14 protein-coding genes are annotated in these 15,006 nt (G+C 39.1%); 5 read left to right on the forward strand and 9 right to left on the reverse strand.

The window, feature by feature from the left end; genetic code table 11:
• Nucleotides 1-87: 87 nt before the first annotated feature.
• Nucleotides 88-1,986, reverse strand: coding sequence for an alpha-L-fucosidase (locus B4Z90_RS14775; protein WP_286802644.1), 1,899 nt, complete (start codon nt 1,984-1,986; stop codon nt 88-90).
• A 381-nt stretch (nt 1,987-2,367) separates the two neighbouring features.
• Here B4Z90_RS14775 and B4Z90_RS14780 point away from each other — a divergent pair, with 381 nt between their 5' ends.
• From B4Z90_RS14780 to B4Z90_RS14795, 4 genes are all read left to right on the forward strand, one after another.
• Complete coding sequence (locus B4Z90_RS14780) at nt 2,368-2,820, forward strand: SRPBCC domain-containing protein (protein WP_286802645.1); 453 nt, start codon at nt 2,368-2,370, stop codon at nt 2,818-2,820.
• A gap of 93 nt (nt 2,821-2,913) precedes the next feature.
• Complete coding sequence (locus B4Z90_RS14785; protein ID WP_286802646.1) at nt 2,914-3,342, forward strand: DUF1801 domain-containing protein; 429 nt, start codon at nt 2,914-2,916, stop codon at nt 3,340-3,342.
• An 8-nt stretch (nt 3,343-3,350) separates the two neighbouring features.
• Nucleotides 3,351-4,280, forward strand: coding sequence for a DUF1801 domain-containing protein (locus B4Z90_RS14790; RefSeq protein WP_286802647.1), 930 nt, complete (start codon nt 3,351-3,353; stop codon nt 4,278-4,280).
• Between the two features lie 22 nt (nt 4,281-4,302).
• On the forward strand, nt 4,303-5,124 hold the full coding sequence (locus B4Z90_RS14795) for a VOC family protein (RefSeq protein WP_286802648.1): 822 nt from the start codon (nt 4,303-4,305) through the stop codon (nt 5,122-5,124).
• Between the two features lie 78 nt (nt 5,125-5,202).
• On the opposite strand, the gene B4Z90_RS14800 is transcribed toward B4Z90_RS14795, so the two are convergent.
• Both B4Z90_RS14800 and B4Z90_RS14805 read right to left on the reverse strand, forming a co-directional pair.
• On the reverse strand, nt 5,203-5,622 hold the full coding sequence (locus B4Z90_RS14800; RefSeq protein ID WP_070566085.1) for a SufE family protein: 420 nt from the start codon (nt 5,620-5,622) through the stop codon (nt 5,203-5,205).
• A 12-nt stretch (nt 5,623-5,634) separates the two neighbouring features.
• Complete coding sequence (locus B4Z90_RS14805; RefSeq protein ID WP_070566087.1) at nt 5,635-6,858, reverse strand: cysteine desulfurase; 1,224 nt, start codon at nt 6,856-6,858, stop codon at nt 5,635-5,637.
• A 189-nt stretch (nt 6,859-7,047) separates the two neighbouring features.
• Here B4Z90_RS14805 and B4Z90_RS14810 point away from each other — a divergent pair, with 189 nt between their 5' ends.
• On the forward strand, nt 7,048-8,040 hold the full coding sequence (locus B4Z90_RS14810; RefSeq protein WP_112375597.1) for an acyl-ACP desaturase: 993 nt from the start codon (nt 7,048-7,050) through the stop codon (nt 8,038-8,040).
• 73 nt (nt 8,041-8,113) lie between these two features.
• Here the strand turns inward: B4Z90_RS14810 and B4Z90_RS14815 are convergent, their stop codons facing one another.
• The 6 genes from B4Z90_RS14815 to tpiA form a co-directional block, all read right to left on the reverse strand.
• A complete protein-coding gene (locus B4Z90_RS14815; protein ID WP_286753187.1) occupies nt 8,114-9,643 on the reverse strand; it encodes a peptide MFS transporter in 1,530 nt (509 codons plus the stop codon).
• A gap of 54 nt (nt 9,644-9,697) precedes the next feature.
• Nucleotides 9,698-11,470, reverse strand: coding sequence for a peptide MFS transporter (locus B4Z90_RS14820; protein ID WP_112375595.1), 1,773 nt, complete (start codon nt 11,468-11,470; stop codon nt 9,698-9,700).
• 137 nt (nt 11,471-11,607) lie between these two features.
• Complete coding sequence (locus B4Z90_RS14825; protein ID WP_070566095.1) at nt 11,608-11,937, reverse strand: helix-turn-helix domain-containing protein; 330 nt, start codon at nt 11,935-11,937, stop codon at nt 11,608-11,610.
• Nucleotides 11,938-12,003: 66 nt separating this feature from the next.
• Nucleotides 12,004-13,374 carry a Mur ligase domain-containing protein gene (locus B4Z90_RS14830; RefSeq protein ID WP_286802649.1) on the reverse strand — a complete coding sequence of 457 codons (1,371 nt, stop codon included), beginning with the start codon at nt 13,372-13,374 and terminating at the stop codon, nt 12,004-12,006.
• Between the two features lie 7 nt (nt 13,375-13,381).
• Nucleotides 13,382-14,221 (reverse strand): 50S ribosomal protein L11 methyltransferase, encoded by an 840-nt coding sequence (gene prmA / locus B4Z90_RS14835; RefSeq protein ID WP_046671772.1) that lies wholly within the window; start codon nt 14,219-14,221, stop codon nt 13,382-13,384.
• Between the two features lie 9 nt (nt 14,222-14,230).
• Nucleotides 14,231-14,998, reverse strand: coding sequence for a triose-phosphate isomerase (gene tpiA, locus B4Z90_RS14840; protein WP_070566100.1), 768 nt, complete (start codon nt 14,996-14,998; stop codon nt 14,231-14,233).
• Between the last annotated feature and the right edge of the window lie 8 nt (nt 14,999-15,006).

Raw genomic sequence — 15,006 nt, forward strand, 5'->3', positions numbered from 1 at the left:
CCCCAAACTTTCGGTATGATCCAGGGTTTGATCCAAGGAAGCACAAGGATGGACCAGTCATAACACACAAGCTTGTTCTGTGAAATATTATTCCGGAAGCAATTTGACTTCCAAAAATTTCACCATTTCTGCTCCCGCTATAGTATGGGCACGTAATTCAATCACTTGCTTGCCCTTTGGCAATGTCACCGTACCCAATTCAAGCTGATGTTCACGCAAACCAACGGAAGAAGACGGATCTATCGTAAAATCAATATTCTTCCCCCCTAAATTCAAGCCCAGCTTACCTCCTGTATCTACAACATCTTTCACATACCGTACAGCTACTTTGAAGCGCCCGCCATTTAACACATGGGTATCCCATCTTAACCCTTGACTTAACCTAGTCCAACCCGTCACATAATAGCGATTCTTTTTACCGTCCCCAAACTTCATCGGATTTCCGATCTGTTTTGCATAAAAGGTCAGTAGCCGATTTTTATTGACATGATGATCCACATACATTAAAGTAGGATTTATTGGATTAGCTATGCTATCCTTCAATTGCACCACTACGACCAGGTCATCATCCTCAGAAGCAATTTGATCTATAGGAATATGCAGTCCATCTTTGTCGGACCTATATTTTCCGATAGTTTCTCCCGACAATAACGAAACCGAATTAACCTGAGCACCCAATCCGCCGACAATCAGATCATTCCGTTGAGGGCGTTCGAAAACGTGTAAATACAGGGTATTCTTACGCTGAGTAATGACTCCCCAAGGCTGACGAGGTAAGCGAGATGGTCCAACATCAATGACACTTTCACTATTCCCCCGCATCCACTGGCCTAATCCCTTTAAAATAGCGACATCAGCGCTGTCGATGCTTCCATCTCCCTTGGGGCCAATATTCATTAGAATATTCCCGCCCATGGCCCTAGCCTTCGCTAAAAGTTTGATAAAATGAGTTGTCGGTTTATGGCTCTTATCAGTCGACGAATAACCATAGGATTCATTTGTAGTCGGTATGGCCTCCCAATAAGCGCCAGAAGCAACTGGATAATATTCCTCAGGTCGATCTGCCGTATTCAGGTAATCGCCGTAATTCTTTTCCTCGGTACGTGCCAATCGACCATTGACAATAATATTCGGATCTGCTGTTCGAATAGCCTTTAAAATTCTCAGGTTTTCAGACAGCGGCAACTTATGCGGTGTATCAAACCATAACAAATCCGGATGATAGCGCTGAATAAGTTCCTCAATCTGAGGAATCGCCTTTTGATCTACGTAATGCCGAGCCTTTGTCAACCATTCAGGATGTTTGTCAAACCAATTTGTGCCACCCAACAATTTATCACCGCCTGGATTACGGTAATCCCAGTCATTACCGGGAGCATCCGGATGCTCCCAGTCAAAAGCATGCGAATAATAGAAGCCAAACAAGAGTCCATGTCTATGGCAGGCAGCTGCTAATTCCGCCAACGGGTCCCTTTTGAATCCCGTGCTTGACAATGAGTAGTCACTTGAAAATGCAGAAGGATACATCGCAAAGCCATCATGGTGCTTAGCCGTAATAATAAAATATTTCATCCCTGCATTTTTTGCCAACAATACCCATTCCTCCGCATTAAACTTTAGCGGATTAAATCGACGTGCTGAATCAAGATACTCACTACGTGGGATTTTCATCACACGCATCAGATGCTCCGCATAGCCGCCGCCCGCCTTCCCTTTCCAAATATTTCCATATTGGGAATAAATACCCCAATGAACAAACATACCAAATGAGGCTGCCTTCCATTTTTCCAGGCGTTGTTCACGAGTTAATGCTGCTTGTTTCCACCAACCGGTTTCTGCCTCAACAATCGCATTTTTATCACGTGTTGTCGCATCATTAAACATATTTGAAGCCTCATTGCCTTCATTTACATTTTTAGTCTGTGCGCTCGAAAAAAAAACGCCCGAAGAAAACATAAAAAGAAAAAAACACTTGATTTTAAACATAACGTTGGTTTTATGAAGACGGCAAATACCACCTGAAAGATTCAGACGGATACCCTTTCTAAATTTATTGGATTATCGTTCCTTGCGACCTAATGGAAGGAATGCAGGATCAATTTTAACTATAGTCAAAAATACGCCAAAACTATATTATACAAGTGTACAATTCGTTCCTTTTAGGGGAAATATTGATCCAGGTCCCCCAAATGAAAACCTATTCTTCAATAAGGTGTTTATATAGTCTATACATCTTAAAATAAATAAACAGTGATTTGGACAATAGATTGGTCCATGGTCACGAAAAGATCTTTTTCAATATTTTTAACATAATCAGATACAAGCTATCTGTATTTATTGAATATTTGTCTAAAACTTTAAATTAATATGGAAAAACTAACCGCCAAAGCCAGCATCCAAATTCAGAAACCAATCAACGAAGTTTTTGAGGCTATTGTAGATCCCAATAAAATGAATCACTATTTTATAAAATCTTCGACTGGACGTCTAGAGACAGATAAAACGGTAGAATGGACATTTCCAGAATTTCCCGACAGTTTTCCCGTGACAGGAAAAACCATCAGGCCCAATTCATATATCTCTTTTGACTGGAGCGGGGGACTTCCCAATCAAGTGGTAGAAATCGCACTATCCACATTCGGAGAAAACGCGACCGTCATAAAAATTACAGAACACGAGATGAACAACGATGCAGATGGAATTTTAATGATGATGCGACAAACAGAGGGTTGGGCCAACTTTTTAGCTTGCATGAAAGCTTATCTAGAATATGGTATCAATCTGAGAACTGGGGCTTTCGATTTTATGTTCCAAAAATAGTTCTCTCTAAAAATAGCTGCTCATCGAATTACTTCAAATACAATATATTCAATTGAGGTTATCCGAATATCCGTCAAAAGACATCAACTATACATGGCAAAAAATAAAACGGCATATACCGAAGCATCTGTCCAAGACTTTATAAAAACAGTTGACGCCCCACAAAAACAAATCGATAGTGAAACACTGATACAATTAATGGAAACCACAACGGGTGAACCGGCTAAAATGTACGGACCAACTATTATCGGATTTGGAAACTATCATTATACCTATGCAAGTGGGCACGAAGGCTATGCTCCTTTGATCGGATTTAGCCCCCGAAAATCAGCAATCTCCCTCTATGTATTTACCGGTGCCGATGAGCACCGACATTTAGTCGATCGGCTCGGGAAATTCAAAATAGGCAAAGCCTGCATATACATCAAGAAATTAAGCGACATCAATATAGAGATACTCCATCAGCTGATGTCCGAAACGATACAGTTTATTGAAAATAAGTATACGAGAATCAAAGAATAGCACAAATTATGACAACGAGCATCGCAACAATAGACGAATATATCAATCAATTTGACGGGGAGAAAAAAGAATATCTGATCAAGGTGAGACAGCTTATCGCTGGCCTCGTCCCTCCCGATTCAGATGAAACGATCTCCTATCAAATGCCAACCTTCAGATACAAGGGTAATATCATCCATTTTGCGATGAACAAAAACCATTTGGGCCTATATCCAGGACCTGCTGCTATCGAGCATTTCATTACCGAACTCAAAAATTTTAAAACCACAAAAGGGGCAATACAAATTCATTTGGATCAACCGATTCCAACACAATTAATTACCGATATTGTCAATTTTAATATTGATAAACTTAAAGACAAACAAGGCCCCAATTGGTACCAAAGCCGAGGGAACTGGCAGGAGGCTGAAGAACTTATGCAGCAAATCATCCAGCAAACTTCATTGAAAAAGGAATTCAAATGGGGGAGCTATATCTATACGCATAAAGGGAAAAATGTTATCGGTTGGGGCGGCTTCAAAAATTTCTTCTCCCTCTGGTTTTATAATGGTGTATTCTTAACCGATCGGGATAAACATCTCATCAGTGCCTCCGAAGGAAAAACGAAAGCATTACGACAATGGCGCTTTGAAGACGTTAAGGATATGAATGCCGAAAAAATAGCCGCATATATCCAAGAATCCATCCAAACCATTAACGATCGAAAAGAGCTTAAGCCAACTAAATCTCCAATGAAGGCCCCTGCTGGTCTATTATTGGAAGCACTGCAGACGGATCCGACCTTCGCAGAAAGTTTCCAGGCTTTAACACCAGGAAAACAGAAAGAATACATCGAGTACATCGATGAGGCCAAGCAAGAAAAAACGAAACAATCCCGTATTGAAAAAATTAAACCGTTGGTCCTCGCTAAAAAAGGCCTGAACGACAAATACAAATAGGTGAACGCTAAAACAAAAAAAGATGAATAATTCAATTATCCCATCCATTTGGTTCGATCAAAACGCGAAGGAAGCCTTTGATCTTTACGCTGGTACCTTCCCTGGAAGCCATATTAGCAACAACTCTCCCATCGTTGTTGAAGCTGTCCTAAGCGGTGTGAAATTTATTGGAATAAATGGAGGTCCTATATTCAAACCCAACCCATCCATATCATTTATGGTCATTTGCGAAAGCAAAGAGGAAATTGATCGTATCTGGAATTCACTTGCTGTGGAAGGCAACACCTTAATGCCTTTAAACTCCTACCCTTGGAGCCCGCACTACGGCTGGCTGGCCGACAAGTTTGGCGTAAATTGGCAATTATACCTCGGTAAACTGAGCGATACCAACCAACAGGCAATTGTACCTACGCTAATGTATTGCGGAGAGCAACAAGGAAATTGCGAACAAGCACTAGCATTTTATGCAGAATTATTTCATGATTTTCGAAGCAATGGGATCATGAAATACACAGAAGGTGACTATACCGGATCAATTCAACATACCCAATTTTTAGTCCGGGATTTTACACTTATGGCAATGGATAGCGGAGTTGCACAAAATTTCACTTTTAACGAAGGCATTTCACTCACTATTCTATGTAAAGATCAGCAGGAAATTGATTATTTCTGGAATACGATCACGAAGAAAGGCAAAGAGAGCATGTGTGGCTGGTGCAAAGACGAATTCGGTGTAAGCTGGCAGATCGTACCCGAACAAATTGCAACATTACTACAGCGACCGGGGGCAAACGAAGCGCTCATGAAAATGAAAAAGATAATCATCCAGGAGCTCATTGGATAATTTCAAAATAAATCTCAAGCTGAGGGGAACAGCTATTTAAAATAGTATCAAGAATAAAGGGGATGAATAATCCCCTTTTTATGCTTTCACTTGCAACGCCAGAGCGTATAATTTCATTTGCTTAATCATGGATAGCAATCCATTTGCCCGAGTTGGTGACAAATGTTCTTTCAGCCCTATTTTATCCACAAAATATAAATCGGCATCAACGATCTCCTTGGCGGTATGTCCAGATAGTACTTTGACCATTAAACTCACCAAGCCTTTTGTGATAATTGCATCGCTATCTGCCGTAAAATAAACTTTTCCATCCTTTATTTCTGGAAAAAGCCATACTTTGGACTGACATCCTTTGATGATATATTCATCTGTTTTGTATTGTTCATCAATTAGAGGTACTTCTTTTCCAAGTTGGATGATGTACTCATATTTTTCCATCCAATCCGTAAAGAAAGCAAAATCCTCAATTAATTCATCCTGTATTTCATTAATGGTCATACCTATTTTTTATTAAACCAACATATTGACCGCGCGTTGGATACCGGCGACCAAAATATCTATTTCCTCTTTTGTATTATATACGGCTAAAGAAGCACGAATAGTTCCCGGAATACCGAACCTATCCATGACAGGTTGGGCACAATGATGGCCTGTACGTACAGCGATCCCCAATTTATCCAAGATCACACCAACGTCGTAAGGATGCGTGCCATCAATTACAAATGAAATAACGGAACATTTCTGCTCTGCCGTTCCAATAAACCGCATGCCCGGAATTTCAGCCAACTTCTCCGTAGCGTATTGCAACAAATCATGTTCGTAGGCCTCGATATTTTCCAGACCTATTGAATTGATATAATCGATGGCCTCGTTCAAACAGATACCGGCTTCAATATTAGGCGTACCCGCCTCAAATTTAAAAGGCAATTCATTATAGGTCGTTTTTTCAAAAGTAACCTCTTTAATCATATCTCCACCACCTTGATAAGGTGGCATCGCGTTCAATAGCTCCTCTTTGCCATATAACACTCCTACACCTGTAGGACCGTACATTTTATGTCCGGAAAATACCAGAAAATCTACATCCAGCTTTTGAACATCAATCTGTATATGTTGAACAGCCTGCGCAGCATCGACTAAAACAACAGCACCATGTCCATGAGCAATTGAAATCATCTCACGCACAGGATTGATTGTCCCAAGGGAGTTTGAAACATAGGTTACAGCAACTAATTTGGTTTTCTCATTAAACAAATTGCTGTAGGCATCCATATCAAGCTCACCTTTATCATTCATCGGAATGACCCGAATTTTACAGCCCTTTTCATCACAGAGCATCTGCCAAGGCACAATATTGGAATGGTGTTCCATCGCTGAAATAATAATCTCATCACCTTCGTGAATAAAAGCTCTGCCATAACAAGTGGCAATCAGATTAATTCCATCTGTTGTTCCTTTGGTGATAATGATTTCCTTATCTTCAGCAGCATGGATGAAAGCCTGAACTTTTTTTCGAGTCACCTCAAAAGCGTCCGTCGATATCTGACTAAGATAATGTACGCCCCGATGCACATTACTATTCATATCTGTATAATAATGTACAATCGAATTGATAACAGAACTCGGCTTCTGTGTTGTCGCGCCATTATCCAAATAAACCAATGGTTTACCATTTACTTCTCTCTTAAGAATCGGAAAATCGGCTCGTATTTTATCTATATTAAATTTTTCCAACGTCGTCTAAATAATTTATACAAAGTTAATAGTATTTTATCGAATACAGGACGGTCAATCTGTTTTTTATGTCATTATCAATGTCGGTTTTCTAAGGTATCCTCAGCCAAAAAAGTAATTTTTGGCATTTTAAACAATTATAATTAGCTTTTATAATTTATTGATGCTATTTAGTACCTTTGTAATGATATGCAAGAATTACCTCTAAATTTACCGGAAGGCTCACGTAAAGAAGTGATGACCTATTTGGAACCGTTCATGCTCAATGAGATGAGCGAATACCTGAAGCCTGTTGAAGAGATGTGGCAACCTGCCGATTTTCTTCCAGATTCTTCTAGGGACACTTTTTTTGAGGAAGTAAAAGAGTTGCAGGAAAGTGCAAAAGAGCTCTCTTATGATTTGGTCGCAGTATTGGTTGGAGACACCATCACCGAAGAGGCCCTTCCAACGTACGAATCATGGTTGACCATGGTAGAAGACGTTGACAAAAACGAGCAAGGTGGATGGATGAAATGGGTACGCGCTTGGACGGCTGAAGAAAACCGTCACGGTGACCTATTGAACAAATACCTTTATTTGTCGGGTAGAATAGACATGCGCCAATTTGAAATGTCTACACAATATCTTATTCAAGACGGTTTTGATATTGGTACTGGTGCAGACCCTTACCGGAATTTTATTTATACTTCATTTCAGGAATTAGCGACCAACGTTTCCCATCGTCGTGTATCTGGGCTTTCCAAAAAAAGCGGCGATAAACTTTTGGCAAAAATGTGTGGGGTCATCGCATCTGATGAGGCACGTCATGCTAAAGCTTATATGTCTTTTATTTCAAAAGCAATCACCGTAGACCCGAGTGAAGTCATGATTGCATTTGAGGATATGATGCGTAAAAAAATCGTTATGCCGGCCCAGTTCTTAAGAGAAGCCGGTGAGCCCCAAGGAGAGGCATTTGCACATTTCTCGGACGCAGCCCAACGATTGGGAGTATATACTGCTTTGGACTACGTGGATATCTTGAAAGAGCTGAACAGTGAATGGAAAATAGATCAAGTTACTGGCCTGAATGATAAAGGTGAGAAAGCGAGAGATTATCTACTAAAACTACCAGATCGTTTGGCTAGACTGGCTGATCGGATGAAGGTTCCAGAAAAAGATTATAAATTCAAATGGATTTATTAATATAAAAAAAGCTTGATTTAATAATCAAGCTTTTTTTTATATCAATAACTTTAATGTTTCAAAGTTGCGCACTTTACTTTACATTCCCCATCAATTTACGTACAACAGGAGATAAGGCTATAAGCACCACACCAGCAATCAAAGAATATAAGCCCAATTGTTTATAACTCTCCGTATAAGTCACCAGTTTATCCGCCAATGAACTTCCTTCCTTAGCTTCAGCCATACTAGCACCAATCAAGCCTGCTACGTATTGACCGTAAGCACTTGCCAAGAACCACATGCCCATCATGATACCTTGTAATCTTGCTGGAGACAATTTCGTCATAATGGAAAGACCAATTGGTGATAGACAAAGCTCCCCAACGGTAATCACAAGCAGTGCAAGAGTAAAGACATCCAATGAGGTCATACCATCGTGAGCAAATAAACGCGTAGCAAATAGGACATAATAACCTAATCCCAAGAAAACAAAGCCAAGACCAAACTTAATAATGGTATTTGGCTCAAGTTTACGTTTGCCCAGCCAAATCCAAAAAAGACCAAAAAGAGGTGCTAATGCAATAATAAATAATGCTCCACCTGAATTGTTAACGCCATTTGGATCGAGCGTCATAACGCCCAATAAGGAATCATTCAAATGCTTAGCAGCAAAGATGCTTAAGGAACCGCCACTTTGCTCATATATACCCCAAAAAATAATCGAGAAAAGGATAAACACCAGCGCGGCAATTAATTTATTCCGCTCTTCAGCAGTCACTTTAGACATTTCATAAAAAAGATATAACAGCGTCAATGGGCCGATCGTGTACATAAAATAGTCTGTATACTGCGTTTTTGACACCATGATCTGAATAATAGGGATAAAAATCAACGTGGCAATATATACGGCATATTCTACCCATTTCGGTAATGCTTTCGTCTTTACTATGGCCTCAGGATCCCCAGGTTGAAGTCCAATTGGTCCTAAATGCCTTTTGGTAAAGTGAAAATTCACTAAACTAACCAACATGCCTACCGCCGCCAAACCAAAAGCAACATTCCAGCGATGTCCCTCAGAAATAATTGACGTCAGCATATATCCTTTACCGATCGCAACACAGATATATCCGCCTAAGAATGCGCCTAAATTTATTCCCGCATAAAACAAGGAAAAGCCGCCATCACGACGAACATCACCTTTTTTATACAGCTCGCCTACCATCGTCGATATGTTGGGTTTAAAGAAACCCGTACCTATAATGATAAATGATAAACCAAAAAAGAAATATTTATGCGGATCTGCTGCAAGAAATAAGCTTCCTACGATCATCAATAAGCCACCCCAGAATAAAGACTTTCTGAAACCAAGAATTTTGTCTGCAAACAGCCCTCCTATGAATGTAAACGCATATACAAATGCTTGTGTCGCTCCATACTGTAAATTGGCATCCTTTTCAGCAAAGTTTAGCTGTGTGATCATAAAGAACACCAACATCCCGCGCATACCATAGAAACAGAATCTTTCCCACATCTCGGAAAAAAACAAACTCCAGATTTGCCTTGGGTACTTCCCGTCAAAATTTTGAATCTCTTCTAGCGATTCCCTTGTACTAACCTCCATACTAATTTATATTAATCAAAAAAGCTTCTTTCGTAAAAGAAGCTTATATATTTGTTATTTAATTCCGTGCATCAATCGTTTAATCAATGGATTAAACAGCATTACTAACAGGCCTGCTAAGGCAGGAATTGCTGTAAATAAGAAGAAGAAATAACTCAAGGAGTGTTCCTCTTGGATGGTTTCCACTTGTCCTCCTAATACCGCTGCAACCTTCTGTGCAATAGCAATCGCCAAATACCATATTCCAAACATAAATGCGAGCATGCGAGCCGGCACCAATTTGGATACGTAAGAAAGACCTACCGGTGAAATAAATAATTCGCCCAATGTATGGAACAAATAGGTCAGCACCAAAAATACCATCGAGATTTTAGCCCCTTGGCTTATCCCCATAGATCCCAACCCGATAATAAAAAATCCTATCGCAACCAAAATCAAACCAAAGCCATATTTAAAGGCTGCCGATGGGTTATATTTGGACTCCCAAATTTTGGATACCGAGGAGGCAAGTGCAATGATAAAAAATGAGTTTAGGATCGAAAACCAGGAGACTTTAATTTCTGATGCTTCTTTATTGAATTCATTGTACAACATCCAGATTACTGCTCCCCAGATCAACCCAAAACAGATAAACAATACGATATTTGAAATGGCAATTTTGTTCCAGGTTACTTTTGCCAATTTAATCAGAACCCAAGAAATAATCGAAAGCGGTACAATCGTCAATAAACCATTTACCACATTAAAGGTCGTCAATGCAGCACCAGTAAGTGATCTATCAATATTATCTCTCGCCACAAGAACCAACGAAGTTGCCCCCTGCTCAAAGCTCATAAAAAAGAAGACCAAGAAAAACGCTAGCAACACGACCGCAAACATCCGATCCCTTACAACCTTATCATAACGCAAAATCCGTGTCACAATAAGATATATGAAGAGAATTAACGCCACAATGACCATAATATATTGACCTCTAAGAAACGGTGTATCCAAACCAGAAAACACATCAACAATACCATTCTTAGACAAAGGGTCATTGAAAGCATATACGAAACCGATAATAGAAACTATCGCGATCAATACATAATCCCGTATGGTAAATGGATTTCTGGTATCGGTATCCTCAGCGATAACTTTATGTTCCCCAGAGGTAGATTTAGTTAATACACCAAGATTTCCCATGAGCGGTTTTGCGAAAACAAACTGCAGTGTTCCCAAAAGCATAAAGATACCAGCCAAGCCGAATCCCCAATGCCAACCATACGTTTCGGCTATATATCCACATAGCATCATGCCAAAGAAAGCACCAGCATTGACCCCCATGTAGAATATGGTATAAGCTCCATCTTTTTTCTCTGGTAGATCTTTATACATTTCACCTAAGATAGAAGGCATATTGGGTTTGAAAAAACCTGTTCCAATAACTAAACAGATCAAACCCAGAAAAAACATAATGGAAGTATCAAAGGCCATGGCAGCATGTCCAAGCGTCATAATCGCCGAACCGATGATCACAGCTTTCCGTGATCCAATATATTTATCCGCTATAATCCCTCCTAGAATAGGAGTTAAATAGAGCATCATGGCATAGGTTCCATAAAGTGCTCCCGCTTGTTGTGCAGTCCAGGACCATCCCGAGAAAGGACTACCTTGAATAACTGCAGCAGTTAAAAACTGCATTAAGAGTACACGCATCCCGTAGAACGAAAAACGTTCCCACATTTCAGTAAAGAAAAGGACAAAGAGTCCTGAACGCTGTCCCAATACATTTGACTTAAAAAAATCAGTCGACGGGCTATTCGTTATATCCCCGTTTAATCTCCCCATAAATAATCAACCTTTATTTTTTGATAAAATACTTACAAAGAAACAAAAACAAAATCACTTTTGACCAAAATAAAGTTGCATAAACAAAAAAAGGCAACCCATTTGGGTTGCCTTTTCGGTAACATTTTTAATATGCCTTATCTTTTGTGCAATTGCTCATAAAGATCAATAACCTTTTTCTGCAATTCAATTACTTCGCCATCGCGTTGTTGTAATTTTTGCGTCAAAGCATTCACCTCGTTTACATACTCTTTATCTTCTTCAGAATCTGAAGTAGATAAAAGTTGAACAACTGTCAAATTGAATAATTTTGAGATTTGATTCAGGCGAGACAAATTCACATCTGTAATCCCTGTTTCAATTTTAGAAAATGCTGGGATTGAGATATCCAATCGTTTTGCAACATCCTCTTGACTCCACCCCTTTTGGTGTCTAAGTAATCTGATTTTTTTTCCTAATGCATTCATCTGGTAGATATTTTAAACAAAAATAATAAATTACAATTTAATTTACATTAAATTATAATTTTTTCTCTAAAAATCTCTAAAAAACCGATCAGCCAGCACAGACAAATTAACCCCATTATAATTATTTAAACTCATAAGAAGTAAATTGTAACCTTTTGATTTGACACCATCTAAAAATGAATAGAGCCCATCCAAACTCACAACAACCTCTAAATCAGGGTTATTAAAATTATCCTTAATATTATTGGGGACACTTTCGATATCTTTATTAAGTTCTTTACAGGAATTTATATTCACGTAGACCACAGAGACATCCGACTCTTTCATTGAGTTTGCATATTGTAACAAAAACGATGAATCTAAACTATCATACGAGTTTAATTCGATAATTGTAACCAATTTCTGATTAGGAAATTGCTCTTTCACGGCGTGAATACTTGACTTCACTTTATCCGCATTACAGGCATAATCCTGATAAACCACAGATCCTTCCGAGCTTGCAACAAACTCCAAATAACGAATCGAAGTATTAAAACTTTTTATGGCCTCAAAGAACTCTTTCTTTTTGATCCCCAACCATTCGCAGATCGTATACGCCCCAGCAATATTAGATAGGTTGTGCTTACCAAACACTTGCAATGGAACGTCGCCATCCGGTGTATTGATGTAAGTCACCCCCTTATTAATTGTATAATCAGGAATCTTATAGCCATGTCTATTGATCTTACAATCTTTTGTATCTTGAAGAACCTTCTGTAACACAACATCTTCCTTATTATAAATTAAGGTACCTTTAGGCGGAATTGAGTCAATAAAATCTTCAAATTGTTTAATATATTCCTCTTGAGATATTTTCGAGTTAAACTCATTCCATACAATACCCGAAATTAACGCTATATTCGGTTTATAATACAAAAATTTGGACTTCGGATCAATCTTAGATGAAACATATTCATCTCCTTCGATAATAATAATCTTATTATGCTTAGTAATATCGACCAACTTACCAAAGCCTCTTAATTGAGCTCCTACCAAATAGTCAAATTCTTTTCCTAGAAATCGCATAACATGCATCACCATGCTCGTTATGGTTGTCTTACCGTAACTTCCAGCGATAACCACCCGGATTTTATCCTGCGAAAGCTCTTGTATAAATTCTGGAAAAGAATAAATTTTAAGACCTAATTCCTGGGCCCGCTTTAATTCAGGATTATCTGCATGGGCATGAGCGCCCAAGATCACAGCATCAATATCCTCCGTCACTTTTTCTTCAAACCACCCCAATTGATTAGGAAGCAATCCTGCTTCAATCAAATGAGAACGGGAGGGCTCTACGATCTGATCGTCAGAACCGGTCACTTGATGCCCTTGTTTTGCCAATGAAATAGCAAGGTTATGCATCACACTACCACCTATTGCTATAAAATGAATCCGCATAGCTAAATTATCGCTTCACAAACTTGGCTGCACACCAATTATTTAAAACTTTATTGGAGATAAACTCAAAACCCAATGTGGTCGCCGCATCGCTTAAGATTGCTAAATCTTCCTGCTCATAGAAACCACTTAGGTACAGCTCACCCCCTGTACGAATGCTCAAGGCATACTGAGGTAATTGTTCTAAAAGAATGTTACGGTTAATATTTGCCAAAATCACATCAAAGACCCGACCGGCCAAAACTTCGTAAGATCCACAGAGCGCTTCGATATGCTCAACATGATTGAGTGCCCTATTTTCGATTACACTTTCAACACATATCTCATCATAATCCACAGCCAATACAGCTTTCGCGCCTTTTTTTGATGCTAAAATGGCCAGTATCCCTGTACCGCAGCCCATGTCCAAAACCTGCTTGCCCATAAAATCATTCTCCAAAATATACTGAAGCATCATCGAAGTTGTTTGATGATGGCCTGTTCCAAAAGACATCTTCGGATCTATAATGATTTCATAGGGAAACTCAGGTTTGGCCTCATGAAAAGTTGCACGCACATAGCATTGCCCTCCTACCTCTATTGGGTTGAAATTGCTTTCCCACAATTTATTCCAATTCTGATTTTCTATTTCCTGTATCTTATAATCGACCTCCAGGCCTTCATAAGGTTGAAGCATCAGCGTTTCTAATGCTTGCAAGTCAAGATTTGCAGCTGAAATATAAGCTGCAAATCCAGATTCGGTATCCTCAAAAGTATCAAAGCCAATATCAGCCAAATCAGATATCAACAAATCCTTCTGCCATTCTTCACCTGATCGCATTTGAAAGATAACCTCTACGTATTTCATTTCTAAAAATTAGCCGTTAAATACTTTAGCGATATCAATAAAATCTCTCGATTTTAAAGAAGCACCTCCAATCAAACCACCATCGATGTCGGCTTGAGCAAACAAATCTTTTGCATTACCTGGATTACAAGACCCTCCATATAGAATACTTGTATTATCAGCAATCTCCTGACCATATTGATCAGCTAACACCTCACGAATAAATTTATGAACTTCCTGTGCTTGCTCAGGGCTAGCTGTCAAGCCAGTACCAATTGCCCAAACTGGTTCATATGCCAACACCACAGCTGCAAAAGCTTCTTTAGACAAGTGGAACAATCCATCTGTCAATTGTGTTTTGATCACATCAAAGAAAGCTCCAGATTCGCGTTCCTCTCTTGTTTCTCCAATACAGAATATTGGGGTTAAATCATGCTTTAATGCAATATCCACTTTAGATGCCAACAATGCATCAGTTTCACCAAAATAAGCACGTCTTTCAGAGTGACCTAAAATAACATGTGAAGCACCTACTGATTTTACTTGTGAAGCCGAAATCTCACCTGTATAAGCACCCGACTCCGCTTGGTGAATATTCTGAGCACCAATATTTACATTCGCGACATTTTTAGACAGTTGCCCAAGACTTGACAAATGAATAAATGGACTACAAACAACCAATTCCTGGTTTCCAATCACTTCATCTTTGGCCATATTGATAATTTCAGAAAACAAGCTCAATCCTGATTGATAGTCTAAATTCATTTTCCAATTACCAGCTACGATTTTTTTACGCATGATTTTAC

Source organism: Sphingobacterium sp. UBA5639, assembly GCF_002421245.1.
GTDB classification, from domain to species: Bacteria; Bacteroidota; Bacteroidia; order Sphingobacteriales; family Sphingobacteriaceae; genus Sphingobacterium; species Sphingobacterium multivorum.

Bases quoted from the DNA above. Each gene is read 5' to 3' on its own strand.
- B4Z90_RS14775 (WP_286802644.1), bottom strand. From the start codon at position 1,986: ATGTTTAAAATCAAGTGTTTTTTTCTTTTTATGTTTTCTTCGGGCGTT.
- B4Z90_RS14780 (WP_286802645.1), top strand. From the start codon at position 2,368: ATGGAAAAACTAACCGCCAAAGCCAGCATCCAAATTCAGAAACCAATC.
- B4Z90_RS14785 (WP_286802646.1), top strand. From the start codon at position 2,914: ATGGCAAAAAATAAAACGGCATATACCGAAGCATCTGTCCAAGACTTT.
- B4Z90_RS14790 (WP_286802647.1), top strand. From the start codon at position 3,351: ATGACAACGAGCATCGCAACAATAGACGAATATATCAATCAATTTGAC.
- B4Z90_RS14795 (WP_286802648.1), top strand. From the start codon at position 4,303: ATGAATAATTCAATTATCCCATCCATTTGGTTCGATCAAAACGCGAAG.
- B4Z90_RS14800 (WP_070566085.1), bottom strand. From the start codon at position 5,622: ATGACCATTAATGAAATACAGGATGAATTAATTGAGGATTTTGCTTTC.
- B4Z90_RS14810 (WP_112375597.1), top strand. From the start codon at position 7,048: ATGCAAGAATTACCTCTAAATTTACCGGAAGGCTCACGTAAAGAAGTG.
- B4Z90_RS14815 (WP_286753187.1), bottom strand. From the start codon at position 9,643: ATGGAGGTTAGTACAAGGGAATCGCTAGAAGAGATTCAAAATTTTGAC.
- B4Z90_RS14820 (WP_112375595.1), bottom strand. From the start codon at position 11,470: ATGGGGAGATTAAACGGGGATATAACGAATAGCCCGTCGACTGATTTT.
- B4Z90_RS14825 (WP_070566095.1), bottom strand. From the start codon at position 11,937: ATGAATGCATTAGGAAAAAAAATCAGATTACTTAGACACCAAAAGGGG.
- B4Z90_RS14830 (WP_286802649.1), bottom strand. From the start codon at position 13,374: ATGCGGATTCATTTTATAGCAATAGGTGGTAGTGTGATGCATAACCTT.
- prmA (WP_046671772.1), bottom strand. From the start codon at position 14,221: ATGAAATACGTAGAGGTTATCTTTCAAATGCGATCAGGTGAAGAATGG.
- tpiA (WP_070566100.1), bottom strand. From the start codon at position 14,998: ATGCGTAAAAAAATCGTAGCTGGTAATTGGAAAATGAATTTAGACTAT.